The following is a 24,458-nucleotide window of genomic DNA, read 5'->3' as shown; positions in this document are numbered from 1 at the left end:
CGCTCAGGCGTGGTGGTGGCCGGCCCGGCCCGTGGCGCTCAGCCGGCGCCGGACACGCTCGATCTCACTCATCGAGGGCAGCTCGTCGGTGACCCTGGTGATTTCCACTCCGACATCGACATTGGTGATCGAACGACGGTCGGCGACAAGCAGCTTCCTCGCGATGGTCGTGACCTCGTCGTCGGACACCCGCCGCGGCAGCAGCGCCAGCAGCGGTGCGTAACCGAGCGCGGGCGCGCCGCGCGGGTAGCCCGCGCGCAGAAACGCGACAACGCTGCAGACCCGGTCGCTCAAACCCATCTCGCACCTCGCTCACCCACCGGCCGGCGGCCCTAGCCAGGAATAACCCGGCGCGGCGGTTTGAAACACCGCCGGTCCCGGGCGCAAAAAGGGGTCCGGCCCCGAACCGGGACCGGACCCCTGAACCAACGACTTACTGGTTCTTCTTCTGGCGCTCCTCGGCGGCCTCCGCACCGGCCCGGGCGGACTCGGCTTCGGCCTCCTTCTTGCCCGCGTCGCGCTGAGCGTCGGCCTTGTCCTGCTGGGCCTGACCCTCCTTGACCACGTCGTCACGGCCGAGGACGGCCCCGCCGACCTCTTTGACCTTGCCCTTCACGCCCTCGACGGCACCGGTGACGGCTTCCTGCGGTCCGCTCTTGTCATCCCCCATGGGTCGACCTCCCTTTGGTTACTGTGCAACTCGCTCCTACGGCGTTCCCGTCGGCCGACTCGTCAAACGCCCTGGACCATGTGCGCGCGATCACGGGAAGCGGGGCGCCGCGGAATTGGATGGTTTAAACCGCGATCGGCTGGGTAGTAATGAGCGCGACGGACGAAAGGGGTGAGGCGTCTGACCACCATCGCCGTGATCGGAGCGACGGGCACGGCCGGATCCCGCGTCGTCGCCAGGCTCAAGGCCCGCGACGTCGCGGTCGTCGAGGTTTCCCGCGCACACGGCGTCGACCTGCTCGACGGCGAGAGCCTGTATCGCGCGCTCGATGGCGTCGACGTCGCGATCGACGTGTCCAACCCCGCGGCCGACGACGGGCAGCCCAACTTCGCCCAGACGTTGGCCACCGCCGCCCGCAACGTCATGGGGGTGTGCGCAGCCCGGGGCGTCCAGCGTCTGGTGGTGTCGACGATGGCCGGCATCGACGATGCGGTGTTCGACGGGCTCGGATACTTCGAGGCAAAACGGGCGGCCAAAGGGATCCTGCTCGACGGTCCCGTCCCGACCACGGTCGTGAAGTCCACCCCGTGGTACGAATCCGCCACCGGCCCCGCGGGGCCGGTGAATTGTGATGGGGACGAGGTGATCGTCGAGGACTGGTTGGTCCAGCCCATCGCCGCCGACAGCGTCGCCGACGTACTCGTCGAGGCCGCCCTCGGCCAGACGCACACGCCGCGCACCATCACCGGTCCGGACACCATCCGGCTGCCCGAACTGACCACGAAAGTTCTTGCCCGGCAAGGCGACAGCCGTACGGTCCGGGCGGTGCAGCCTCGTGTGCCCGCGCTCGCCACGGGAGCGCTGCTGGCGGGCGAACGTGCGGTGGTCATCGGCCCCGGCGTGGAGTCCTGGCTGAGCTCGCTACCACCGGCGAGCACCAACGGTCACGCGAAGGACGGTGGCGGCGACGCGCACGCGTCGGTACACAGGCCGGACTTCTCCCGGGTCTGAGCGTCGGCGAATTCAGGGTCACGATTGCGTCACGATCTTTCTTGCGGTTGCTTAAGAACCGCCCAGTCTTCCGTAAGAATTCTCAGCCTTCCCGAGCGGATTTGATCGTTCGCTTAGTGAACGGGGGCGTTCCGTGGCGGTATCGGTCAGTTTATGTTCCTTCCGTTCGTCGCGAGCGAAAACGGCCACTTTCCACTTCCGCTACTTTGGATTTCGAGGATCGGGAGCCTCGGTCGAAGAAGTCAATTCGCAATTCTGAAGGACACAAAATCATGAAAATCAGCAGTATTGTCGCGCGCCGGCGTCTGGCCGGCATCAGTGCCGGCTGCCTGCTCGGGGGAATCACTCTGGGTCTCGTCGGCGCCCCGTCGGCGGCCGCGGCGCCCGACTGCAGCCCCGGCGGTGTCAACGCCACGGTTTCGTCCGTGCAGGGCTCGGCTGAGCAATACCTGGCCGCGCACCCAGGCGCCAACCAGGTGGTCACCGCCGCCTACGGCCAGCCGCGTCCCGAGGCCGAGTCGAACCTGCGGGGCTACTTCACGGCCCATCCGCAGGAGTACTACGACCTGCGTGGCATCCTGTCGCCGATCGGCGACACCGAACGGCAGTGCAACGTCAAGGCGCTGCCACCGACCCTGGAATCGGCCTACCAGGAGTTCATGGCCGGCTGATTCCGCTGCGATACAGAACCGACCCCCCACGACGCTGTGGCGGGTCGCTTCTTTGCAACGCGTGTGAACGGCAGCCGCGGCGGGTAATTGTCCAGTCAGCGAACGTAACTGGAGGGACATGATGCGGCTGCGTCGCAGCGTTCTGAGCAAGCCGGGCATCGCGCGCAAGCGTCGGGGCAAGGGCTTCGCGTATTACGGGCCCGACGGCGAACTCCTGTCGGACCCCGAAACCCTGCAGCGAATCAAAGAGTTGGTCATTCCGCCGGCCTGGAAAAACGTGTGGATCTCGCCGCATCCCAACGGGCACATTCAGGCCGTCGGCGTCGACCCCGCCGGCCGCCGGCAGTACCTGTACCACACCGCATGGCAGCAGGAGCGCGCCGAGGAGAAGTTCGACCGCGTCCTGGAACTGTCCACCCGGTTACCGCAGTGGCGCGCCGCCATCGCGAAAGACCTGACGCGCAGCGGTTTGACCCGCAAACGGGTGCTGGCGCTGGCATTGCGCCTGCTGGATCGCGGGTACTTCCGCGCCGGCGGGGAGCAGTATGCCGAGGAGAACGAGTCGTACGGCCTGGCGACCCTGCAGTGCGATCACGTGGCGGTCCGGCGCGACGCGGTCGAATTCGACTTTCCCGCCAAGAGCGGCGTGCGGCGCACCGTGGAGATCGAGGACCCCGAAGTGGTCAGGGCGGTGCGCGCGTTGATGCGCCGGCCCAACCGTACAGAGCGGCTGCTGGTGTGCCGCAACGCATCCGGCTGGATAGACGTGCGATCCGACGACCTCAACGCCCGGTTCAAGGAGCTCGTCGGTAACGAATACACCGTGAAGGACCTGCGGACCTGGCACGGGACGGTGTTGGCCGCCACAGCGTTCGCCGACGCCGACCCGGCCGTTTCCCGCCGGGTGGCCAAACGCGTGGAATCCGCCGTCATGAAGGAGGTCGCCGAGGAGCTGGGCAATACCCCGGCGGTGGCCCGCGGTTCCTACGTCGACCCACGCGTCGTGACCGGCTACGAGCAGGGGCTCACGATCGCCGCCGCGACGCGGCGCGCCGAACGCGCCCGGGATCCCGACTCCGCCCAGGAGATCCTCGACAAGGCCACCCGGATGTTGATCCGGCGGGTGGCCAAGGGCCACAGCGCGTCCGAGTTGTCCGTCCTGCCCAAGAGCGCGTGAGCTCTCGGCACCTCGTGGCGGGCCGTATCCTTCGGGCCGAAACCGAAATTCATCGCCGCGGACACGGTTGCCTGGCAATCCGCTGAGAATCTCCGCGCGACGGCCGCGGACCGAATAACCACGGTGATTGCGGGTAACACCAATGGCTGTGGGAAGTGCCCTGGCGGCTCATTCACGCCAGGTTGCGGTCGAAACAGACGGCCGCGGGCCATCGCAGCAAACACGCGCCACCGTGACTCCTGCGGCTGCCCGGCGTACCTAGCGAATCTCATTCGAACCGTCTGTCTAGGAGGGACATCAATGGCCAAGCAAGAGGTCTCGGACTACCTATTGGAGCGATTGCGGGCATGGGGCGTCGAGCACGTGTTCGGCTATCCCGGTGACGGCATCAACGGGCTGCTCGCCGCGTGGGGTCGCGCAGACAACAAGCCGAAGTTCATCCAGTCGCGCCACGAGGAGATGAGCGCCTTCGAGGCGGTCGGCTACGCGAAATTCACCGGCCGGCTCGGTGTGTGCGTGGCCACTTCGGGGCCGGGAGCGATCCATCTGCTCAACGGCCTCTACGACGCCAAACTGGACCACGTTCCGGTGGTGGCCATCGTCGGGCAGACCAATCGCAGCGCCATGGGCGGCAACTACCAGCAGGAGGTCGACCTGCTGAATCTGTTCAAGGACGTCGCCAGCGACTACGTCCAAATGGTCACCGTCCCAGAGCAATTGCCCAATGTACTGGACCGCGCGATCCGCATCGCGATGACTCAGCGCGCGCCCACGGCGTTGATCATCCCCAGCGACGTGCAGGAATTGCCGTATTCGCCTCCCGAGCACGCGTTCAAGATGGTGCCCTCCAGCCTGGGCATCGAATACCCCGAGATCGCCCCGGATGACGGGGCCATCGCGCGCGCGGCCGAGATCCTCAATGCGGGCAAGAAGGTGGCCATCCTGGCGGGCACCGGTGCGCGCGGGGCGCACGAAGAGCTGGCCCAGGTCGCCGACCTCCTCGGGGCCGGCGCCGCCAAAGCGCTGCTGGGCAAGGACGTGCTGTCGGACGAATTGCCTTGGGTCACCGGCTCTATCGGCCTGCTGGGGACGCGGCCGAGCTACGAGCTGATGCGCGACTGCGACACGCTGCTCACGGTGGGATCCAGCTTCCCCTACACGCAGTTCCTGCCCGATTTCGGGCAGGCCCGCGCGGTGCAGATCGACGTCGACGGCCGGCTCATCGGGATGCGCTACCCGTACGAGGTCAACCTGGTCGCCGACGCCAAGACCGCGCTGCGGGCCCTGATTCCGCACCTGCGCCGCGAAGAAGACCGATCCTGGCGGAAAGAGATCGAGAAGAATGTGGCGCGCTGGTGGGAGACGATGGACAAGGAAGCGCACGTCAGCGCCGACCCCATCAACCCAATGCGCCTGTACTCCGAGCTCTCCCCCAAGCTGCCCGACGACGCCATCGTGACGGCCGACTCCGGATCGGCGGCCAACTGGTATGCGCGCAATCTGCGCTTCCGCGGCAACATGCGGGGTTCGCTGTCCGGCACCCTTGCCACCATGGGACCGGGTGTGCCGTACGCGATCGGTGCCAAATTCGGCCACCCGCGCCGGCCCGTCATCGCGTTCGTCGGCGACGGCGCCATGCAGATGAACGGCATGGCCGAGCTGATCACCATCAAGCGGTACTGGCAGGAGTGGGAGGATCCCCGGCTGATCGTCGCGATCCTGCACAACAACGACCTGAACCAGGTCACGTGGGAGATGCGCGCCATGGCGGGCTCACCGAAATTCCATGAATCCCAAGCGCTTCCGGATGTCGACTTCGCCGCGTTCGCGGCCGGCCTGGGCCTGAACGCAATGGCCGTCAAGGACCCGGACCAGCTCGAGGGCGCGTGGGGCAACGCGTTGTCGGCCGACCGTCCCACCGTGCTGGACGTCTTCACCGACCCCGACATGCCGCCCATCCCGCCGCACGCCACCTGGGATCAGTTCAAGGCGGCCACCACGGCGGTGCTTTCCGGCGACGAGGACCGCGTTGGCTTCGTCAAGGTCGGCCTGAAAACCAAGGCGCAGGAGTTCATGCCGCACAAGAAGGGATGAGCCGACGCCCGGTCAGCGTACGACTCCGGCTCGCGCGTTGCGCAGGTCGTCGACGAAGAGCCCGTAGGCCTCGTCGTGTCGATCGCTGCGGTCGCGCAACACCGCCGACGGATGCACCGTCGCCACCACGGTCGGCTCCGGCTCCACATCGACGATGGACGCGGGCAGCCGCACTTGCCGGCCCCGCTGGGCGGACACGCGAAAGTCGGCCCCCAGCAGGGATTGCGCGGCGGTCGCGCCGAGGCACACGATGACCTGCGGTCGCACGGCCTCGATCTCGGCGATGAGCCAGGGGCGGCAGGCGACCACCTCGGTGCGGCCGGGCTTTTGGTGGATCCGTCGTTTGCCGCCCTTGCGGGTGAACTTGAAATGTTTGACCGCGTTCGTCACATAAGCCACCCCCGGATCGATGCCGGCATCTTCGAGGGCCCGGTCGAGCAGTCGCCCGGCCGGGCCGACGAACGGCTCGCCCGCGAGGTCCTCCTGGTCGCCCGGCTGCTCACCCACCAACATGATGGGCGCTCCCGCGTTGCCGTTGCCGAACACCGTTTGGGTGGCATCGGCGAAAAGCGGGCAGCCGCGACAACATTCGGCCGCCGCTCGCAGCGAATCCAGTTCCCGCTCCTCGGGTAGATAGCGGTCGGCGCCCGGCGCCTTGGTCGCGGTCATGGTGTCCCCTTCGGCCGGGGCCGGGGTGCCCCACTCCCCCTCGAGTGGGGCACCCCGTGAGCCGGTGCTAGCCCTTGCCGACTATGGCGTCGCGGGCTCGGTCCAACATCGCCGCGAACGGTCCGGCGGCCAGGTTGGCCGTCTGCGACTCGACGCCGGCGTGCGGTCGGGTCGGCGCGATCGCCTCCGCGAGCTTGGCCGCGCGGCCCATCCGTTCGAGCTCATCGCCGCTCAATTCCTGGCCCAGCTTGGAGAACTCGTCGTGCTCCTCGTGCTCGGCGTGCTCGATGACCGCGTCGCGCAGTTGCGTCAGCAGCTGGGTGAACTCCGCGCTGTCCACGTCGAGCTTCTCCAGCTTCTGCAGGACCGTCTTGGCCTCATGCTCTTCGTGCAGTCGCTCGTCGACCACCGCGGCACCGTCGGAGAGCTTCCGCTTGGCCCGGGGGTGCACGATCTCCTCTTCGGCCGTTTCGTGGACGGCCAACAATCGCCGGAGTTCGACGAACGCCTTTTCGCGTTCTTTCCCGGACGCCGCCAGTGTTTCTGCGAACAACGACTTGATCTGCTGGTGTTGACTGACGAGAAAGTCGACCACATCGGTGGGCGACTTGATGGCGTTCTGAGCCATGGTGTCCTTCCCATCTCGGCTTGGTGCGCGGGCTGTTGCGCGCCTCTTTTCGGCTACCCGACGAAATCCGGCACCAAACGGGTACACCCGCGCACCAGTGGGTAGTTCCTCACCAGTCGCGAAATAAGGGAGAACGCTTGTGGCCACCGGTATCCGCGGTCGGGCGGCGATCCTCGGCGCACTGGTCGTGACGGCCGGCTGCGCGGCGCCGGGGGCGGCGCTGGAAGGCGAGCCCGACGTCGCGCTCTGGTCGGTCGCCGCGCCGTTGCGCGATCCGGTGTGGTCGTATCGGGCGCACGCCCTCGTCGGGCTCACCGGCGATCATCGGCTCGCCGAAGTCACCGCCGGCGATCGCCCGGGTGAGGCCAGGACGCGGTTGTCGGAGCCCATGGCGGTCGGGCGCAATCTGCAAATCAGCCAGAAGGACGACCGGATCGTGTTCGTGCCGCAGCCGGAGCGCGGCAGGGTCGCCGAGGTTGACCTCGAAAGTCTGCGCCAGGTCGGCGATTTCGACGCGGGACCCGCCCCGGCGTATCTGTCCGAGGATGCCGGGATGCGGACGCTGCTGGCGCTGTCGTCGGACGGCACGTCGGTGACACCGGTCGACCAGTACGGCTTCCGGAAGCTGCCCACCGCCCCGATCGCCGGTGATCGCGCGGACACCATCGACGGCGCGAACCGCGGCCGCGAGATCGATTACCACGTGTACGCGCCGTCGGGAATCCGGCATTACCAGGGGTCTTCGTCGCCCGCCGAGGAGCGCGGCTCGCTGCGGATGAACGTCGCCGTGTCGGCGGGTGACGGCGCCGCGGTGACGCGCAGCTACGTGGCCGGCCGCGACGACAGCACGCTGTACGCCGTGGATTCGCGCCGCGGCGGCGAGGGCTTGACGGTGCTGGCCAGCACCCGGCTGCCGTCCCCGATCCGCGAACTGGGCACCGACGACACCAGGGTCTACGCCGCCACGGACCACGAGGTGGTAGTGCTCGAGACGGCCAGCTTCACGGGCTTCCCGTCGCGCACGATCCCGGTCATCCGCGTCATCGGCTACCGGTCGGGACTGCCGCAGGCGGCCCAGACGGCGCCGCTGTCGGGCATCGCGATCGGCCCGCATCGGGTGTACCTGACCTTGGCCGACGCGCCCTATGTGGTCAGCGTCGCCAAGCCGCGGCTATGACGCTCCGCCGGATCGTCGGCTACATTGCGGGCAGGTGCGGCCGGTAAGGAGGCGCTGGCGTGACCGACCCGCAGGATTCGTATTGGCAGAACCCCTATACGTACGACCCGCTTGGCCGGGTCCCGCCCGCCCCAGTCGAGCCGCCGGTCTTCAAGCCGCCACCCCCACCGCCGTACCGCCCGCCCGTCAACGTGCTGGCGACGTTGTCGCTGGTGTTCGCGTTCGTGTTCGCGCCCGTCGGAGCGATCCTGGGACACGCCGGGCTGGCGCAGATCCGCCGCACCGGCGAGCTCGGCCGCGACCGCGCCCGCGCGGGGCTGGCGCTGTCGTATGCGTTCATCGCCGTCACGGTGGTCGCGCTGATCGCGTGGGCCACGCTGGGCGGCGCCCCGTCCACCCAGACCGCGGCGCCGGCTACCACCCCCACCAGCGCGGCGGCCCCGGCGCCGCCGGGACCGGTCGCGCCCGACGCCCTGGCCGCGCTCCTGCCGGGCGCCGACGCCCTGAAGAGCCTCACCACCGACGAGAACATCGAGGCGGGCCAGACGTGGGACAACATGGGTCGCTCCAGCGCAGAAGGGGCGATCGACCGGCCGGAATGTTGGGGCAGCGTCGCCCCCGGCACGCCGGACGCCTATAGCGGCGCCGGCGTCACGGGCTACCGCGCGGCGGAGTTCCGGGACTCGCGCAGCTTTCTCAAGTCGACTCAGGTCATCGAGGCCGTGGTGGCCTTCCACGACCCGGCGGCGGCCCAAGCGCAGCTCGAGGCGTTGCTGTCGGGATGGCGCCGATGCGGCGGCTTGACCGTGACGCTGACACCGGCCAACGGGGAGGCTCTCCCATTTGCGGTGGGCGAGCCCGCCGACGCCCCCAACGGCATCACCACGGTGGACCTCGCGCCCAGGGGCCTGCAGATCCGCTCGGCCCGGGCGATCGCGGCCAAGGCCAACGTCATCGTCGACCTGATGGTGTCCTGCAGCGGCACGACGGACAGCGGCCAACCGCGGCTGGCCGGGGTGGGCATCGCCAACTACGTGCTGGGCAAGGTCCCTGGCTAGGGTGGGCACATGAAGTATCTCGACGTCGACGGAGTGGGCCGGGTCAGCCGAATCGGTTTGGGCACCTGGCAGTTCGGGTCACGCGAGTGGGGCTACGGCGAGGGTTATGCCTCGGGCGCCGCGCGTGACATCGTGCGCCGCGCCCGCGCCCTGGGGGTGACGCTGTTCGACACCGCCGAGGTGTACGGGCTGGGCAAGAGCGAGCGGATCCTCGGCGAGGCGCTCGGCGACGAGCGCGCCGACGTCGCGGTGGCCAGCAAGATCATGCCGGTCGCGCCCTTCCCCGCCGTGATCAAGCAGCGCGAGCGCGCCAGCGCGCGGCGGCTGGGGCTGGATCGCATCCCGCTGTATCAGATCCACCAGTCCAACCCGTTGGTGCCCGACACGGTGATCATGCCGGGAATGCGAGACCTGCTCGACAGCGGCAAGATCGGCGCGGTCGGCGTCTCCAACTACTCGCTCGAGCGGTGGCGGAAGGCCGACGCGGCGCTCGGCCGGCCGGTCGTGAGCAATCAGGTGCACTTCTCGCTGGCACACGCCGGGGCGCTGGAGGACCTGGTGCCCTTCGCGGAGCGGGAGAACCGCATCGTGATTGCCTACAGCCCGCTCGAACAGGGCCTGCTGGGGGGGAAATACGGCCTGGACAACCGTCCCGGCGGCATTCGGGCGCTGAACTCGCTGTTCGGCACCGAGAACCTGCGCCGCGTCGAGCCGCTGCTGCAGACGCTGCGCGACGTCGCGACCACGGTCGGCGCCAAGCCGGCTCAGGTGGCGCTGGCCTGGCTGATCAGTTATCCGGGCGTGGTCGCCATCCCCGGCGCGTCCAGCGTCGAGCAGCTTGAGTTCAACGTCGCCGCCGCTGACATCGAGCTGCCCCCGGATGCGCGCGAGGCGCTCACCGGGGCGGCCCGCGCCTTCCGGCCGACCTCGGCCGGCCGCTTCCTGACCGACCTGGTCCGCGAGAAGCTGGGCCGCTAGAGCGACGGCGCCGACCCGCCGCGCCCGGCTCCGCCGCGCTGCTAGGACTGCGCGGAATCCGCGAACGCGGCGGGGCTGGCGGGCGCACCCCTGGCCACCACCACTGGCATCGAGGTCGCGGCGTTCGTCCGCAGGATCGTGTGCACCACGTCGACGAGGTCCTCGACCGGCATCAGCTTGCCGGGCATGCATCCGCGGGACGCCCACAGCGGCACGGCCTTCATGGCGAGGTCCATGTCCCAGCCGATGTTCATACCCGTGGCCGCATCGCCCTCGCCACCCGGGCATTCCCCCACGATGAAGGTGGTGAAGCCGATGTCGGGGTGTTCGGCCCGCCATGCGTCGACCATGCGCTCGAGGGCCGCCTTGCTGACCCCGTACGCACCCAGGCCCGGCCACGGCGGCCCGAACGTGCCCGCGTCGGAGGACAGGTAGACCGCTTTGCCCGCGGAGACCGTCAAGTGCGGCACCGCCGCAGCCGTCACCAGCGCCGCGCCGATGACGTTGGTGTCGAAGATGCGCCGCCAGGTCGCGGCGTCCGTGTCCACCATCCGGACCAATGGACCGACGGCGGGGGTGTAGACGATGTTGTCGATGCCACCCAGGGCGTCGGCGGCGGCGGCGATCGCGGACCGGCACGACGCCTCGTCCGTGACGTCGCATTCGATGGCGATCGCGCCCGGGCCGGCGTCCTTGGCCGCCGCCTCGATGCGCTCGCGGCGCCGGGCCAGCAGCGCGACCTGGTCGCCGCGCTGGGCGAGGCCGACGCCGATGCAGCGACCGAGTCCGCTCGAGGCGCCCACCACCACTGTCCTTGACATATTTGCCCTCTCTTGTAACGAGCTGCCGTCGGCAAAAACCTACCGGATATCACCCGTCGGAGGGCGAGGGCTCGGCTACTTAGTTGCGAACGACGGTGTTCCGGTCCCCGAGCTTGGCCCGATACATGGCCGCGTCCGCCCGGGCGGTGATCAGGTCGACGGACTCGCCGGGCATGGCGAGCGTGGCGCCGATGCTCAGCGTCGCAGATAACCACTTCCCGGATACATCAATGGGTTCGGCGGCACGACGGCGAATCTTCTCGGCGATCTGGGCGAGCTCGTCGACGCTGTGGATGTCGGGCAGCAGGACGAGTATCTCGTCGCCCCCCATCCGGCCCACCGTGTCACCCCCGCGCACGCTTCCACGGATCCTTGCGGCAAGGGTTGCCAGCACACAGTCGCCCACGCCGTGGCCCCAGGTGTCGTTGATTTGCTTGAAGCGGTCGACGTCGCAGAACAACACCCCGACATACGATCCGAGCGGCCGCGGCTTCTGCATCGCGGCCTCGAATCGGCTGATGGCCTCGGCCCGGTTCACCAGCCCGGTAAGGGTGTCGAACCGTGCCATCCGTTCCAGCCGCCGCTCCGCCTCCACCTGCTCGTCGATGATGCGCACCGCGGCGATCAGGCCATCGGTGTTGCCCTCGGCGTCGACGTACGGCTTCCCGTGCCCCTCGACCCAGTGGTAATTGCCGTCGGCGGAGCGCACGCGAAACCGGTGCAGGACCGATTCGCCTGCGGTGACCTTTCCCAGCGCACTGATGACCGCCTCGAGGTCGCGCGGGTGGATGTGGCGGTCGAAATCCGAGCCGGTCCAACCCTGCGGCGACCGGCCCAACGCCGCCTCCACGGACGGCGAGATCCACACAACCTCAGCGCCGCGCAGGTGCACGATGATGTCGACCGCGTTGTCGGCGAGGATACGATAGCGCATCTCGGCGTCGGCGCGTTCCTTACTGACCAGCTCCTGCTCGATCAACAGCTTCTGCTCGCGCTGGATGAAGAAGAACGTGATCGCCCCGACGATGGCGGTGCCGAGCAGTACCGAGAAGGTCCATTCCGCCTGCTGGCCCAGACCGAGCCGCAGAAAGAACGGCCTCGACAGCGCGACGACGACCGGAAAGCCGGCGAGGATGCCCACCAACCGAAGAAGTGACTTCCGGTCCGGTCGGGCGAGCAGCCAGGCGACCGGAGACCGGTCGGGGCGCGCCAGCGACGTCGCGGCGGCAAGCAGCAGCAGAGCCACGGCCGTCATGAACGCCTGGCCGGTCGAAGGCGAGAAGCCCACCAGCGCCAAAGCGCCGAACATGTAGGCCCCGACCGTGACGAACGGGGTGGCCCCGCCGGCCGCCATGCATGCGAGCCAGGCCAAACGCGTCCCCCGATCGACGCGGATCAGGGCGACGGCGGCCGCCAGGGGCAGGACCGACGCCGCCGTCTGCGCGCTGGGACGCCCGGGCCAGGTCTGTTGCGACGTGCGAACCGCGTCCCCGAACCACGTCAGGTCCAGGGCGGTCGATGGACCGCCGGTGGCGTACTCCAAGAGGGTCACGCCGGCAAGCGCGCCCACCAGCATGGCGAGGCCACGGCCGGCCCACACTCGTCCCCTCGACGGGCGGCCCGACTGGGCCAGGATCGCCGTGCCCAGCGCCGCCAGCCACAACGCGGTCCACGGCATCATCTGCGGCCAGGTCGCATTGATCCGGGTCAGCCGGTCGACGCCGGTCGCCCAACCCAGCCAGGACAGCGTCGCGATGACAAACACCACCGCCAAGGCGATCCGTCTGCACCAGGCCACGTCGTTCAGGCACGCGTCGGGGCTGGGCCTCTCCATCGGCTGCCCCTTCCTTCCCCCGCGGCGGCGCAACCGACAGTGTGCGGGAGTAGGAAACCGATGTCTGGGGGCAAAAGGTCACCACTCTCGCGGCGAAGGTCACCGATGCGCGTCAGCCTCCGTCGGGGGCTTGCAACACCACGGCGGTATGCGCGTCCACGGTGAGCGTCCCTCCCCCGGGCACCTCCTCCGCGGGCGTCTCCTCCTCCGGGCCGGTGAACACCACGAGTTGCCAGGCGGCGCCGAATTCCTTTGGCGGCAGGGTGAACTCGATCGGCTCGTAATGGGCGTTGAAGCAGAGCAGGAACGAGTCGTCGAACACCCGCTGCCCCCGCGCGTCGCGGTCCGGGATGCCGTGCCCGTTGAGGAACACCGCGACGGACTTCGCGAATCCGGCGCCCCAGTCCTCCTCGGTCATCTCGGCGCCCTCGGGGGTGAACCAGGCGATGTCGGGCAACCCGTCCTGGCCGCGGCGGCCCAGCGGCTTGCCGGAGAAGAACCGGCGCCGCCGGAAGACCGGATGGTTGGCGCGTAGGGCCGACACCACGCGGGTGAATTCCAGCAGGCCGTTATCGGCCTTGGACCAGTCGATCCAGGTGAGCTCGTTGTCCTGGCAGTAGCCGTTGTTGTTGCCGTTCTGCGTGCGGCCCAGCTCGTCGCCGTGACAGATCATCGGCACCCCCTGCGACAGCAGCAGCGTGGTGAGGAAGTTGCGCTGTTGGCGGGCGCGCAGCGCGTTGACGCCCGGGTCGTCGGTGGGCCCCTCCGCGCCGCAGTTCCAGGACCGGTTGTGGCTTTCGCCGTCGTTGTTGTCCTCGCCGTTTGCCTCGTTGTGTTTCTCGTTGTAGGACACCAGGTCTCGCAGCGTGAACCCGTCGTGGGCGATGACGAAGTTGATCGAGGCCACCGGCCGGCGCGCGGTGTGCTCGTACAGGTCGGCCGACCCGGACAGCCGGTAGGCGAACTCGTCGAGGGTCGACGGCTCGCCGCGCCAGAAGTCCCGGACCGCGTCGCGGTATTTGCCGTTCCATTCGGTCCACTGCGGCGGGAAATTGCCGACCTGGTAACCGCCCGGGCCGACGTCCCACGGCTCGGCGATCAGCTTGACCTGGCTAACCGTCGGATCCTGTTGCACCAGTTCGAAGAACGTGGCCAGCCGGTCCACGTCGTAGAACTCGCGGGCCAGCGTCGAGGCGAGGTCGAAGCGGAAGCCGTCGACGTGCATCTCGGTCACCCAGTAGCGCAACGAGTCCATGATCAGCTGCAGGGCGTGCGGGTGCCCGACGTTGAGGCTGTTGCCCGTCCCGGTGTAGTCCATGTAGTAGCGCTTGTCGTCGTCGACCAGCCGGTAGTACGCGGCGTTGTCGATGCCGCGCATGGACAGCGTCGGGCCCATGTGGTTGCCCTCGGCCGTGTGGTTGTAGACGACGTCGAGGATGACCTCGATGCCGGCCTCGTGCAGGGCGCGGACCATGGCCTTGAACTCCTGCACCTGACCGCCCGGCGACGTCGAACTGGAGTACTTGAAATCGGGCGCGAAGAACCCGATCGTGTTGTACCCCCAGTAGTTCGACAGGCCCTTGTCCACCAGGGTGGAGTCGTTGGCGAAGTGGTGCACCGGCATCAGCTCGATGGCCGTGACGCCGAGGTCCTTGAGGTGGTCGATGATCACCGGGTGCGCGACGCCCGCGTAGGTGCCGCGCAGCTGCTCGGGGATGTCGGGGTGGGTCTGCGTCAGGCCCTTGACGTGCGCCTCGTAGATGACCGTGTCGGCGTATTGGTGGTCTGGCGGCCGGTCGTTGCCCCAGTCGAAGTAGGGGCTGATCACCACCGACTTGGGCATGAACGTGGCCGAGTCGTCGTCGTTGCGGCTCTCGGGGTCGCCGAAGTTATAGCTGAACAGGGCCTGGTTCCACTCGAACGACCCGTCGATGGCCTTCGAATACGGGTCCACCAGCAGCTTGTTCGGGTTGCACCGCAGGCCGTTCTGCGGGTCGTACGGGCCGTGCACGCGGTAGCCGTAGCGTTGGCCGGGTTCGATGTTGGGGATGTAGGCGTGCCAGATGTAGCCGTCGACCTCGGGCAGCGGGACCCGGCTCTCGGTGCCGTCGGCGTCGAACAGGCACAGCTCCACCCGCTCGGCCACTTCGCTGAAGACGGCGAAATTGGTGCCTGCCCCGTCGTAGGTGGCGCCAAGGGGGTAGGCGCGGCCCGGCCACACCTCTCCGGTGGGCGTGGGGGCGGAGGCTTCTGCGGATGTCATGGCGCAATCAATACCCTACCGGGGACTCCCCCAAACGGTGGGCCGGAAGGCCTTGCGGCTAAACGATTTTCAAGGCCGTAACACGACCTTCACCGCCCCGTCCTGCTTCTTCTGGAAAATGTCGTAGGCGTGCGGGGCCTGGTCGAGGGGCAGCACGTGCGACGCGAAGGTGTCGACGCCGAGCGGGTCGTCGTCGGTGAGCAGCGGCATGATGTCGTCCACCCACCGCTTCACGTTCGCCTGGCCCATCCGCAGGGTCACCTGCTTGTCGAACAAAGTGAGCATCGGCAGCGGGTCGGCCATCCCGCCGTACACGCCGATCAGCGATATCGTGCCGCCGCGGCGCACGATGTCGATAGCGGAGTACAGGGCACTGAGCCGGTCCACACCGGCGGTCTGCATCAGCCGCTTGCCAATGAAGTCGGGCAACATGCCGGTGGCTTGCTGGGCCAGTTTGGCCGCCGGTGAACCGTGCGCTTCCATGCCCACCGCATCGATGACCGAGTCGGAGCCTCGCCCGTCGGTCAGGTCCCGGATCGCCTCCCCGAGTGGCGAGTCGAGCCGGCCCAAGTCGATGGTGTGGATGCCGCGCTGCGCGGCACGTCCGAGGCGTTCGGCCACCAGGTCCACGGCGATCACCCGATAGCCGAGGTGATCGGCGATGCGCGCGGCCATGTCGCCGATCGGGCCCAAGCCGAGCACGGTGACCGTGCCGCCGTCCGGGATGTCGGCGTAGGCCACCGCCTGCCAGGCCGTCGGCAGCACGTCGGACAGGTAGACGAACCGCGAATCCGGCGGCCCGACAGGGACTTTGATGTGGGTGAACTGCGCCTGCGGGACGCGCAACAGCTCGGCCTGGCCACCGGGGACCTCGCCGTAGAGCTCCGAGTAGCCGAACAGCGCGGCCCCCATGCCCTGATCACGCACCTGCGTGGTTTCGCATTGGGTGTAGAGCTGCTTGTCGCACATGTAGCAAGTGCCGCAAGAGATTTGGAAGGGGATGACGACCCGGTCCCCGACCCGCAGGTCACCCGTTTCACCCCCGACCTCGCGCACGATTCCCATGGGTTCGTGTCCAAGGATGTCCCCGGGCTTCATGAAGGCCCCGAGGATCTCATAGAGGTGCAGGTCGGACCCGCAGATATTGGTCGACGTGACTTCGATGATGGCGTCGGTGGGTTGCTCGATCTTCGGGTCGGGCACCGACTCCACCCGCACGTCGCGCTTGCCGTGCCACGTGACAGCCTTCATGTGGGAAGCGCATACCCGTCTCGCGGCCCCCGAAACGCCGCTTTAGCGGCACCGGCGTTTGAGCGGATGCTCGCTGTCGATCAACGAGTTCGCGATGTTGGTGAGGAAGGCTTGCTGCGCACCGGCCCCGCATGCACGTATTGCGTTGCTATTAAACATTTTTGGGGGCCCTCGCTGTGGTTGTTCCAGTGAAACCACGACGGGTGCCCCGATCCGCTCGGGGCACCCGTCGTAGACTCGGATTGGTGACCTCGATAGTGATCGTTGGCAGCGGCTTCACCGGATTCACCTGCGCGGGCCGTCTGGCCCGAATCCTGCGGAGACGGCGCGTGCAGGCCGACATCACGATCGTCTCCCCGGTGGATTACATGCTGTACACGCCGTTGTTGCCCGACGTCGCCGGCGGGGTGGTCGATGCCCGGTTCGTGGCGATCCCCCTGGCCAACAGCCTCAAAGGCGTGCACGCGGTGCGCGGCCGCGTGGATGGTGTGGACTTCGCCCGGCACACGCTGAGATGGTGTGATCCCGAAGAGCGCAGCCACACCATGGCCTGGGATCGGTTGGTGCTCACGCCGGGTTCGGTGACAAGGCTTCTCGATGTTCCGGGCCTCGCGACGTGCGCGCGCGGGTTGAAGACCACCGCCGAGGCCCTATACCTACGAGACCATTTCGTGGAGCAGCTCGAGCTGGCCAACATCGAGGACGACCCGCAGGTGGCACAGGCCCGGCGCACCGTCGTCGTGGTCGGGGCCTCCTATTCGGGCACCGAACTGGTGGCACAGCTTCGGGCGCTGGCCGACGCGGCCGCCAAGCAGATGCGCTTCGACCCCGCCGCCGTCCGGTTCGTGCTCCTCGATCTGGCCGAGCAGGTGATGCCCGAGGTCGGCAAGAAGCTGGGCGATGCCGCGCAGAAGGTCCTCCGCCGGCGCGGGATCGACGTCCGGCTCGGCCTCACGCTCAAGGAAGCACACGGCGATCACGTTGTGCTCAGCGATGATTCGCGCATCGCCACGCGCACGGTCGCCTGGGTGACCGGTGTCACCGGAGCGCCGCTGATCCAGGATCTGGGGTTGCCGACCGAGCAAGGCCGACTCAAAGTCCAGCCGGATCTGCAAGTGCCGGATCACCCCGACGTCTTCGCGGCCGGCGACGCGGCCGCGGTCCCCGACCTGACCCAGCCGGGAAAGATCACGCCGCCCACCGCCCAGCACGCCACCCGCCAGGGCAAGGTGCTGGCCCGCAACGTGGCGGCCAGCCTCGGTTATGGCACGCCCAAGCAATACAAGCACCGCAACCTGGGCCTGGTGGTCGACCTGGGACCGTGGCAGGCGGTGGCCAACCCGCTGAACATCCACCTCTCGGGCCTGCCGGCGAAGGTCGTCACCCGGTCGTATCACCTGTACGCGATTCCGCGGGGCGTCAACCGGTGGGCGGTGTCGCTGGCCTACCTGACCGACGCGCTGTTCGCCCGGTCGGTGGTGTCCATCGGGCTGTCCTCCGAGGAGGACGCACAGTTTGCGGCTAGCGAGGGCATCCCGATGCCGAAGACCGGCTGAGCGCTGCTCAGCCCCCGGCCGACTGCTGCGCCATCGAGTAGGCCAGCTGCAGGAAGTCGGCGCCGGTCAACACGGTGAAGACGCCGGCGATCAGGCGGGTGAAGCGCGGGGCAAAGACCAAGCCGATGGCGAAGCCGGTCGCCACCCACATATCCAGGCAGAACGGGCACGTCAGCAGTTCTCCCACGCTGTGCCGCAATGGGCTTTCGTCCCGGACCTCCTCCATGACCTCGGCCGGGCCGCCGCTGCCCGCGAAGCGGGTGAACGGCGCGCGCAACGGGCTGGTCACCGCGTCTTTGGTCAGCGTCCGCGAGAGCTTGTGGGTGCCCAGGGTGACCGTGATCAGGTCCTGGATCCGCCACCGGGTGGGCAACGTCCGCCCGGTGAGCAGCGCGGCCGTGGTCGCGACGGCCACCACGGCGGTGTAGACGAGCAGCACCGCCACGTATCCGCCCAACGGACGAGGCTCGTCGCCGCGGTATTCGTCCGCTTCGCGCCGTGCGCCGTCGACCACGTGGGTCTTGGCTTCCGCCACCTCTCCCATTGCATCTCCTTCAGCTCAAGGGCACAGCAGGCTGTGTACCCGAACTCGGTGAGCGCAATCGGAGGGCCGCGGCGCCCTCAGCCGGCCCCGTCGCCGGGTTCGCCGCCCACCTGCGTGACCTTCGCGGTTTTGGCGGCCTTCCGCAGGGTCTGGTTCGTGGACCGCAGGTCGGTGTTGGCCGCCGAGAGCGTCGCGTTGTGATCCTCGAGGTCCAGGATCCGGGCGACGCCGGCCAGGTTGATGCCGGCGCCGACCAGCTCGCTGATGCGCTTGAGCCGGGCCAGGTCGTCGGCGCTGTAGCGGCGGGTTCCGCCGTTGCTTCGCGCCGGCGCGAGCAACCCATACCGCTCGTACAGGCGCAGCGACTGCACCGGGACGCCGGAGAGCTCGGCGGCCACCGAGATGCCATACACGCCGTGATCGGGCGCCGGGACGCCGGAATCGCCGCGTTGGTCGGTCATCACCCGTCTCTCCTCGAAGCTGCCTGGCCTAGAAAATCTATTTATCACACTTGCATGACTATGTCGACAGTGATATACCAAATCTATGTCATTGGACATAGGTAATAGCCAGACCACAGCCTAGATTGGAGTGAGAGGTGACCACCATGCTGATGCGTTCCGACCCCTTCCGTGACCTCGATCGCTTTGCCCACCAGGTGTTCGGTACGGCCGCCCGGCCGGCAGTGATGCCGATGGACGCATGGCGCCAGGGCGAGGAGTTCGTCGTCGAGTTCGACCTGCCCGGCATCGACGCCGAGTCGCTCGACATCGACATCGAGCGCAACGTCGTGACCGTGCGCGCCGAGCGGCCCGCCGTCGACCCGAACCGCGAGATGCTGGCCACCGAGCGCCCACGCGGGGTGTTCAGCCGGCAGCTGGTGCTCGGCGACAACCTCGACACCGACAAGATCGAGGCGTCCTACCGCGAAGGTGTTCTGCGGCTGCGCATTCCGGTGGCCGAACGGGCCAAGCCGCGCAAGATCACCGTCGGGCGCGGCGACGGGCAAACGGCCATCAATGAGAACGCCTCGCAACGCGAGGTCATCAACGCCTGATGTCCGGCGGACGGGCGGCGGCGCGGGTCCCTGCAGAAACACACGGGCCGCCGCCTTCCTCCGGTTCAAAAACCCAGGGAGAGCAGGTGCGAGATGAAGTGGGAACTGGACGGCCAACGGGCTAACGTCGAACAGGCGTTGGCCGGCGGCGCCGCGCAGCCGGCCGGCTGGTTTCGCTTCTACTTCACCGACCAGCGCTGGGAGTGGTCGGAACAAGTGCAGCGGATGCACGGGTATGAGCCCGGCAGCGTGACGCCCACCACCGATCTGGTGCTCTCGCACAAGCATCCGGACGACCGCGGGCAGGTCGCGGCCACCATCGAACAGATCGTCAACACCCGGCAGGCGTTCAGCACTCGCCATCGAATCGTCGACACCGGCGGGAATGTGCGACACGTCGTCGTGGTGGGTGACCGGTTCTTCGACGACGACGGCGACGTCGTTGGAACGCAAGGGTTTTACATCGACGTCTCCCCGGTCACGGGACAGGTGGCGGAGGAGATCGTCAGCGCCAGACTGGCCGAGATCAACGGGAACCGGGCCGGGATCGAACAGGCCAAGGGCATGCTGATGCTGATCTATGGCATCAGTGAGAGCGCGGCCTTCGAGTTGCTCAAATGGCTTTCACAGGAAGCGAACGTCAAGTTGCGGCCGCTCGCCGAGCAGATCGCCGAAGACCTCCGCGGCGCCCGGTTGCGCTTCGATGCCCAATCGGAGATCGACCATCTGCTGCTGACCGCGCATGAACGCGTCACGGAGCCCGCCGCGTCATGACGCCTTGCGGCGCCGGGTACGGGCGGCCGCAACCAATTGCGCCATCCCCTTCTCGATGCCGGCGGCGAGCGCGTCGATGTCGGGTGCCGTGTCGTAGTCGGCGGTGATGCCGAAGACGAAACTATCGGCGTAGCTGAGCATTCCGATGCCGGTGCGCACCTGCAGGGCGATCGGGGCAACCGGCAGGAGTTCCAGCACCCGGCGGCCCATCAGCCGCTGGCGGCTTCGTGGGCCGGGAACGTTGCTCGCCAAGGCGACTACCGCGCGTTGAGGGAACCGCGAGAGCAATCGAATCGCCCACGCCGACAGCGCAAACGGGGTGCGCTTGGCGGCCACCACCACCGCGCTGCCACCCTCGCTCTGACCGCTCGCCTTGGCGTGGGTGAGCCGGTCGTGCACCAGTTGCAGCTGCCGCACCGGGTCCGCCTCGTCGACGGGCAGCAGCGGCAGCATCGCCGAGACCCGGTTGCCGGCGACATTGAAGTGATCCACCGCGCGGACGGAGACGGGGACGAGCGTGCGCAGCGAGTCTCGGCCCGGTTGTTCCCCCCGCGCCAGCAAGACGGCGCGATAACTGTTGGTAATCGCTGCCAGCGCAACGTCGTTGAGCGTGACTTCGAATGCCCGGGCGACCTTGTTCATGTCCCTCAGCCGGGCGCGGGCCACACTGTACCTCCGCATCGCGGTAACCGGCCCGTTCAGCGAAGATTGGGGGGCGGGGCGCATCAGTGCTGTGGTCAGCTCGGCCGCACCGATCGCCGCGTGTTCGGCCGCGGTCAGGGCGCCGAACGCGCTCCGCCCGATTCCACTCGCCCAGTTCAAGGGATTGAGGCTGATCTTGGACAGCTCCGGCCCGCGCCGAACCGCCTTCCGGGCGGCGCCGACGTCGACCGCAAAGGTGCCGCCGTCGCCGTCGTCGCCGAACTTGGCGAACAGCTGCGTCATCGCGATGCCGTCGGCGATGCAGTGGTGAATCTTGGTGAGCACCGCCCACCGGTTTCCGCTGAGCCCCTCGATGATCCAGGTCTCCCATAGGGGGCGCTCACGATCGAGGCGCCGTTCCATCAAGGACGCGATCATCTCGAACAGCTCCGGGTCGCGGCCCGGTTGCGGCAGCGCGACGCGGTGCAGGTGACGCGCGAGGTCGAAGTGGGGGTCTTCCGTCCATTCGGGCGGCCGCAGGTCGAGTGGATGGGTGTGCAGGATCTGCCTGCAGCGCGGTACCGCCGCCACCCGCTCGGCGAATTCGGCGACGAACTCGTCGTAGGTCGGGATCGGTCCCTCCACGATCGACACGCCGCCCACCGCCAGGCTGACGTGCGGGTCGGAGTCCTCCACCTCCAGGAAGCCGGCATCGAGCGCGGTCAATTGCTCCATGGTGCTACTTTCCGCGCCGCAATGCCCTGCTGGCAGGGCCGTAAGTCCCCAACTACTGAGGTCAAACGGCGGCTGTGGCGGCGCGCCCCCGGCCATATCGTGAGGGGGGTGACGGGAGAGCAATTGAGCAGCGAGGCAGATGCTTTCGCCGCCGCGCCCCGCACCGACCTGATCGCACCGCGCAGCCGAAGGGCAAGCGGGTGCTGGTGGTTGTGCGACGGTCTCGAGTACGCCGCCGCGCTGCGTGAGAGCGAGGGCTGCTGGCGGCGCCCCGAGCCGGCGTCGTCAACCGCCGGGGAACGGGCGGACTACGCCTGGATCATGCGAAAAGCGAACAGCGGTATCTACGAAGCGTATTGATGCAACCCGCCGAAGGAAGAACACCATGAGCGATTTCACCTACATCCGCTTCTTCGAAGAAATCGGCATCGAGGACGTCCCGCTGGTCGGCGGGAAGAACGCCTCGCTGGGCGAGATGTTCCAAAAACTGACCGGGCAGGGCGTGCGCGTCCCGCACGGTTTCGCGATCACCGCCGAGGCCTACCGGCACGTGCTGGACAGCGCCGGCGCCTGGGGCGCGCTGCACGCCGCGCTCGACGATCTCGACCCCGACGACGTCACCGCGCTGGCACGTAAGGGCAAGCAGGCCCGCGAAATCGTCTACGGCGCAGGGCTTCCCCCGGAGCTCGCCGCCGAGATCACGGCCGCCTACCGGCAGCTTCAGGAGGAATACGGCGAAGACGTCAGCCTGGCCGTGCGCAGCTCGGCGACCGCCGAAGACCTGCCGACCGCCAGCTTCGCCGGCCAGCAGGAGACCTTCCTCAACATCAAGGGCACCGAGAGCCTGCTGGACGCCTGTCGCCGGTGTTTCGCCAGCCTGTTCACCGACCGGGCCATCCACTACCGGGTCGACCAGGACTTCGACCACTTCAAGGTGTCGCTGTCGATCGGCGTCATGAAGATGGTGCGCTCCGACCTCGCCTCGTCCGGGGTGATGTTCACCCTGGACACCGAATCGGGCTTCCACGACGTCGTATTCATCACTGGCGCCTACGGGCTCGGCGAGAACGTGGTCCAGGGCGCCGTCGACCCCGACGAGTTCTACGTCCACAAGCCGACGTATCAGGCCGGCCACCGCGCGGTACTGCGCCGGCTGATCGGGGACAAGGCGGTCAAGATGATCTACGTCGAGGGGGAGACGAAGAACACCGTCCGCAACATCCCCACCCCGAAGGCCGACCGGGCCCGGTTCTGCGTCACCGACGACGACGTCCTCGAGCTGGCCGGCTACGCCTGCGCCATCGAGGGCCACTACGGGCGACCGATGGACATCGAATGGGCCAAGGATGGTCTCGACGGGCGGCTCTACATCGTCCAGGCGCGGCCAGAAACCGCGGCCTCCCAGCGCAGCCTGACGGTCATCGAAAGCTATGTGCTCGAGAGCAAGGGCACCGAGGGCAAGGAGGTGCTCGCCGAGGGCCGCTCGGTCGGCGAGAAGGTCGCCACCGGCATCGCCCGGCGGATGGACAACCTCGGGAAGCTGTCGGAGTTCCAGCCCGGCGACGTGCTGGTGGCCGACGTCACCACGCCCGACTGGGAACCCATCATGAAGATCGCCGCGGCCATCGTCACCAACCGCGGCGGGCGCACCTGCCACGCGGCGATCATCGCCCGCGAGCTCGGCATCCCCGCCGTCGTCGGCGCGGGTGACGCCACCACGAGCGTGCCCGACGGCGAGGTCGTCACGGTGTCGTGCGTGGAGGGCGACACGGGGCGGGTTTACCGCGGCGAGTTGGGCTTTCGCGTCGATCGCACCGAGGTGTCCGACCAGGAACGCCCGCACACCGAGATCATGCTCAACCTCGGCAACCCGGATCTGGCGTTCAAGACTTCGTTCTTGCCGAACGACGGCGTGGGGCTGGCCCGGATGGAGTTCATCATCAACGAGTACATCCGGGTGCACCCGCTGGCCCTGCTCCACCCCGACCGGGTGGACGATCCCGAGGCACGGCGGACCATCGAGACGCTGACGTACGCCTATTCCGACGGCGCCGAATTCTTCGTGGAGCGCCTGTCGGAAGGGATCGGCACCATCGCCGCCGCCTTCTGGCCCAAGCCTGTCGTCGTGCGGATGTCGGACTTCAAGACCAACGAGTACGCCAGCCTGGTCGGCGGCAGCGGCTTCGAGGCGGCCGAGAGCAACCCGATGATCGGCTTCCGCGGCGCCTCGCGCTACGCGCACCCGGCCTACGCCGAGGGATTCGCGCTGGAGTGCCGGGCGATGAAGCGGGTACGCGAACAGATGGGGCTGACCAACGTCGTGCTGATGTTGCCGTTCGTGCGCCGGGTGGCCGAGGCGGACCTGGTCCTGGCGGAGATGGCCAAACACGGTCTGCGCCGCGGGGAGAACGGGCTCAAGGTGTACGCGATGTGCGAGATCCCCAACAACGTCATCCTGATCGACGAGTTCGCCAAGCGCTTCGACGGCTTCTCCATCGGATCCAACGACCTCACCCAGCTCACCCTCGGTGTCGACCGGGACAGCGAGATCGTGGCCTTCGACTACGACGAACGCGACGAGGGCGTCAAGGAGATGATCCGCCTGGCCGTGGAGGGATGCCGCCGCAACGGGATTCACTCCGGGTTGTGCGGTCAGGCGCCGTCGGACTACCCCGACATGGCCGAGTTCCTGGTTCGCTGCGGCATCGACTCGATCAGCCTGAACCCCGACGTGGTGGTCAAGACCACCCGGCAGATCCTGGACCTCGAGGGCGCGGTGCAGCTGCAGTGAGCCGCCGCGCCGTCGCGCGCCGAGATTGCCGTGACGGCTGTGGTTGAGGGCGCATGC

At 68.1% G+C, this 24,458-nt stretch carries 23 protein-coding genes; 12 read left to right on the top strand and 11 right to left on the bottom strand.

The genetic code is table 11. The features are described 5' to 3' along the window. Positions 1-3: 3 nt before the first annotated feature. Positions 4-300 (bottom strand): DUF3349 domain-containing protein, encoded by a 297-nt coding sequence (locus A5750_RS22140; RefSeq protein WP_066946720.1) that lies wholly within the window; start codon positions 298-300, stop codon positions 4-6. Between the two features lie 133 nt (positions 301-433). After that, positions 434-670 (bottom strand): general stress protein CsbD, encoded by a 237-nt coding sequence (locus A5750_RS22135; RefSeq protein WP_066946725.1) that lies wholly within the window; start codon positions 668-670, stop codon positions 434-436. 171 nt (positions 671-841) lie between these two features. Between A5750_RS22135 and A5750_RS22130 the strand changes: the two genes are divergently transcribed. From A5750_RS22130 to A5750_RS22115, 4 genes are all read left to right on the top strand, one after another. Next, positions 842-1,681 carry an SDR family oxidoreductase gene (locus A5750_RS22130; protein ID WP_066946728.1) on the top strand — a complete coding sequence of 280 codons (840 nt, stop codon included), beginning with the start codon at positions 842-844 and terminating at the stop codon, positions 1,679-1,681. A gap of 272 nt (positions 1,682-1,953) precedes the next feature. Next, entirely contained in the window at positions 1,954-2,352 is a 399-nt protein-coding gene (locus A5750_RS22125; protein ID WP_066946731.1) for a heme-binding protein, read from the top strand. A gap of 121 nt (positions 2,353-2,473) precedes the next feature. Continuing rightward, positions 2,474-3,529 (top strand): DNA topoisomerase IB, encoded by a 1,056-nt coding sequence (locus tag A5750_RS22120; RefSeq protein WP_067266187.1) that lies wholly within the window; start codon positions 2,474-2,476, stop codon positions 3,527-3,529. Between the two features lie 300 nt (positions 3,530-3,829). Next, positions 3,830-5,623, top strand: coding sequence for a thiamine pyrophosphate-requiring protein (locus tag A5750_RS22115; protein ID WP_066946735.1), 1,794 nt, complete (start codon positions 3,830-3,832; stop codon positions 5,621-5,623). Positions 5,624-5,635: 12 nt separating this feature from the next. Here the strand turns inward: A5750_RS22115 and A5750_RS22110 are convergent, their stop codons facing one another. Next, positions 5,636-6,292, bottom strand: coding sequence for a UdgX family uracil-DNA binding protein (locus tag A5750_RS22110; RefSeq protein WP_066946739.1), 657 nt, complete (start codon positions 6,290-6,292; stop codon positions 5,636-5,638). A gap of 67 nt (positions 6,293-6,359) precedes the next feature. Further along, a complete protein-coding gene (locus A5750_RS22105; RefSeq protein ID WP_066946742.1) occupies positions 6,360-6,920 on the bottom strand; it encodes a hemerythrin domain-containing protein in 561 nt (186 codons plus the stop codon). A 139-nt stretch (positions 6,921-7,059) separates the two neighbouring features. Here A5750_RS22105 and A5750_RS22100 point away from each other — a divergent pair, with 139 nt between their 5' ends. Genes A5750_RS22100 through A5750_RS22090 form a run of 3 tightly spaced genes read left to right on the top strand, consistent with a single transcriptional unit; the run spans position 7,060 to position 10,133 of the window. Continuing rightward, on the top strand, positions 7,060-8,097 hold the full coding sequence (locus A5750_RS22100; protein ID WP_066946746.1) for a hypothetical protein: 1,038 nt from the start codon (positions 7,060-7,062) through the stop codon (positions 8,095-8,097). 59 nt (positions 8,098-8,156) lie between these two features. Further along, positions 8,157-9,155 carry a sensor domain-containing protein gene (locus tag A5750_RS22095; protein WP_066946749.1) on the top strand — a complete coding sequence of 333 codons (999 nt, stop codon included), beginning with the start codon at positions 8,157-8,159 and terminating at the stop codon, positions 9,153-9,155. 9 nt (positions 9,156-9,164) lie between these two features. Next, positions 9,165-10,133 carry an aldo/keto reductase gene (locus A5750_RS22090; RefSeq protein ID WP_066946752.1) on the top strand — a complete coding sequence of 323 codons (969 nt, stop codon included), beginning with the start codon at positions 9,165-9,167 and terminating at the stop codon, positions 10,131-10,133. A gap of 41 nt (positions 10,134-10,174) precedes the next feature. Here A5750_RS22090 and A5750_RS22085 read toward each other — a convergent pair whose 3' ends face one another. From A5750_RS22085 to A5750_RS22070, 4 genes are all read right to left on the bottom strand, one after another. Next, on the bottom strand, positions 10,175-10,942 hold the full coding sequence (locus tag A5750_RS22085; RefSeq protein ID WP_082959172.1) for an SDR family oxidoreductase: 768 nt from the start codon (positions 10,940-10,942) through the stop codon (positions 10,175-10,177). Positions 10,943-11,033: 91 nt separating this feature from the next. Then, positions 11,034-12,788: a sensor domain-containing diguanylate cyclase gene (locus A5750_RS22080; RefSeq protein ID WP_066946764.1), complete on the bottom strand. Its 1,755-nt coding sequence runs from the start codon at positions 12,786-12,788 to the stop codon at positions 11,034-11,036. Positions 12,789-12,900: 112 nt separating this feature from the next. Further along, positions 12,901-15,051 carry a glycogen debranching protein GlgX gene (glgX, locus tag A5750_RS22075; protein WP_066946768.1) on the bottom strand — a complete coding sequence of 717 codons (2,151 nt, stop codon included), beginning with the start codon at positions 15,049-15,051 and terminating at the stop codon, positions 12,901-12,903. A gap of 69 nt (positions 15,052-15,120) precedes the next feature. Next, positions 15,121-16,302 (bottom strand): zinc-dependent alcohol dehydrogenase, encoded by a 1,182-nt coding sequence (locus A5750_RS22070; protein WP_066946774.1) that lies wholly within the window; start codon positions 16,300-16,302, stop codon positions 15,121-15,123. A gap of 245 nt (positions 16,303-16,547) precedes the next feature. Here A5750_RS22070 and A5750_RS22065 point away from each other — a divergent pair, with 245 nt between their 5' ends. Next, on the top strand, positions 16,548-17,858 hold the full coding sequence (locus A5750_RS22065; protein WP_067265707.1) for an NAD(P)/FAD-dependent oxidoreductase: 1,311 nt from the start codon (positions 16,548-16,550) through the stop codon (positions 17,856-17,858). 7 nt (positions 17,859-17,865) lie between these two features. On the opposite strand, the gene A5750_RS22060 is transcribed toward A5750_RS22065, so the two are convergent. Together A5750_RS22060 and A5750_RS22055 are read right to left on the bottom strand one after the other, a co-directional pair. Next, positions 17,866-18,402 carry a DUF1360 domain-containing protein gene (locus tag A5750_RS22060; RefSeq protein ID WP_066947884.1) on the bottom strand — a complete coding sequence of 179 codons (537 nt, stop codon included), beginning with the start codon at positions 18,400-18,402 and terminating at the stop codon, positions 17,866-17,868. 77 nt (positions 18,403-18,479) lie between these two features. Continuing rightward, positions 18,480-18,863 carry a helix-turn-helix transcriptional regulator gene (locus tag A5750_RS22055; protein WP_066947881.1) on the bottom strand — a complete coding sequence of 128 codons (384 nt, stop codon included), beginning with the start codon at positions 18,861-18,863 and terminating at the stop codon, positions 18,480-18,482. A gap of 146 nt (positions 18,864-19,009) precedes the next feature. Between A5750_RS22055 and A5750_RS22050 the strand changes: the two genes are divergently transcribed. Together A5750_RS22050 and A5750_RS22045 are read left to right on the top strand one after the other, a co-directional pair. Next, the gene (locus A5750_RS22050; RefSeq protein WP_066947923.1) at positions 19,010-19,459 is read left to right on the top strand and encodes an Hsp20/alpha crystallin family protein; all 450 of its coding nucleotides are present in this window, start codon (positions 19,010-19,012) and stop codon (positions 19,457-19,459) included. A gap of 93 nt (positions 19,460-19,552) precedes the next feature. Then, complete coding sequence (locus tag A5750_RS22045; protein WP_066947878.1) at positions 19,553-20,233, top strand: PAS and ANTAR domain-containing protein; 681 nt, start codon at positions 19,553-19,555, stop codon at positions 20,231-20,233. Here A5750_RS22045 and A5750_RS22040 read toward each other — a convergent pair. Next, a complete protein-coding gene (locus A5750_RS22040) occupies positions 20,228-21,610 on the bottom strand; it encodes a wax ester/triacylglycerol synthase family O-acyltransferase (RefSeq protein WP_066947874.1) in 1,383 nt (460 codons plus the stop codon). The genes A5750_RS22045 and A5750_RS22040 overlap by 6 nt on opposite strands. Before the next feature lie 108 nt (positions 21,611-21,718). Between A5750_RS22040 and A5750_RS22035 the strand changes: the two genes are divergently transcribed. Together A5750_RS22035 and ppsA are read left to right on the top strand one after the other, a co-directional pair. After that, positions 21,719-21,970, top strand: a complete 252-nt coding sequence (locus A5750_RS22035) for a hypothetical protein (protein WP_066947870.1) — start codon at positions 21,719-21,721, stop codon at positions 21,968-21,970. A gap of 25 nt (positions 21,971-21,995) precedes the next feature. Continuing rightward, positions 21,996-24,401 (top strand): phosphoenolpyruvate synthase, encoded by a 2,406-nt coding sequence (ppsA, locus tag A5750_RS22030; protein WP_066947866.1) that lies wholly within the window; start codon positions 21,996-21,998, stop codon positions 24,399-24,401. The last annotated feature ends 57 nt before the right edge of the window (positions 24,402-24,458 follow it).

Origin of the sequence: Mycobacterium sp. 852002-51613_SCH5001154, from assembly GCF_001667425.1 — a bacterium.
GTDB lineage: Bacteria > Actinomycetota > Actinomycetes > Mycobacteriales > Mycobacteriaceae > Mycobacterium.
This window is presented reverse-complemented; position numbering and strand designations above follow the sequence as displayed.

What these genes read in the sequence shown, in the direction of transcription:
- glgX (WP_066946768.1), bottom strand. Translation starts at nt 15,051, where the DNA reads ATGACATCCGCAGAAGCCTCCGCCCCCACGCCCACCGGAGAGGTGTGG.
- A5750_RS22120 (WP_067266187.1), top strand. Translation starts at nt 2,474, where the DNA reads ATGCGGCTGCGTCGCAGCGTTCTGAGCAAGCCGGGCATCGCGCGCAAG.
- ppsA (WP_066947866.1), top strand. Translation starts at nt 21,996, where the DNA reads ATGAGCGATTTCACCTACATCCGCTTCTTCGAAGAAATCGGCATCGAG.
- A5750_RS22125 (WP_066946731.1), top strand. Translation starts at nt 1,954, where the DNA reads ATGAAAATCAGCAGTATTGTCGCGCGCCGGCGTCTGGCCGGCATCAGT.
- A5750_RS22135 (WP_066946725.1), bottom strand. Translation starts at nt 670, where the DNA reads ATGGGGGATGACAAGAGCGGACCGCAGGAAGCCGTCACCGGTGCCGTC.
- A5750_RS22110 (WP_066946739.1), bottom strand. Translation starts at nt 6,292, where the DNA reads ATGACCGCGACCAAGGCGCCGGGCGCCGACCGCTATCTACCCGAGGAG.
- A5750_RS22115 (WP_066946735.1), top strand. Translation starts at nt 3,830, where the DNA reads ATGGCCAAGCAAGAGGTCTCGGACTACCTATTGGAGCGATTGCGGGCA.
- A5750_RS22050 (WP_066947923.1), top strand. Translation starts at nt 19,010, where the DNA reads ATGCTGATGCGTTCCGACCCCTTCCGTGACCTCGATCGCTTTGCCCAC.
- A5750_RS22070 (WP_066946774.1), bottom strand. Translation starts at nt 16,302, where the DNA reads ATGAAGGCTGTCACGTGGCACGGCAAGCGCGACGTGCGGGTGGAGTCG.
- A5750_RS22090 (WP_066946752.1), top strand. Translation starts at nt 9,165, where the DNA reads ATGAAGTATCTCGACGTCGACGGAGTGGGCCGGGTCAGCCGAATCGGT.
- A5750_RS22055 (WP_066947881.1), bottom strand. Translation starts at nt 18,863, where the DNA reads ATGACCGACCAACGCGGCGATTCCGGCGTCCCGGCGCCCGATCACGGC.
- A5750_RS22060 (WP_066947884.1), bottom strand. Translation starts at nt 18,402, where the DNA reads ATGGGAGAGGTGGCGGAAGCCAAGACCCACGTGGTCGACGGCGCACGG.
- A5750_RS22080 (WP_066946764.1), bottom strand. Translation starts at nt 12,788, where the DNA reads ATGGAGAGGCCCAGCCCCGACGCGTGCCTGAACGACGTGGCCTGGTGC.
- A5750_RS22045 (WP_066947878.1), top strand. Translation starts at nt 19,553, where the DNA reads ATGAAGTGGGAACTGGACGGCCAACGGGCTAACGTCGAACAGGCGTTG.
- A5750_RS22105 (WP_066946742.1), bottom strand. Translation starts at nt 6,920, where the DNA reads ATGGCTCAGAACGCCATCAAGTCGCCCACCGATGTGGTCGACTTTCTC.
- A5750_RS22040 (WP_066947874.1), bottom strand. Translation starts at nt 21,610, where the DNA reads ATGGAGCAATTGACCGCGCTCGATGCCGGCTTCCTGGAGGTGGAGGAC.
- A5750_RS22140 (WP_066946720.1), bottom strand. Translation starts at nt 300, where the DNA reads ATGGGTTTGAGCGACCGGGTCTGCAGCGTTGTCGCGTTTCTGCGCGCG.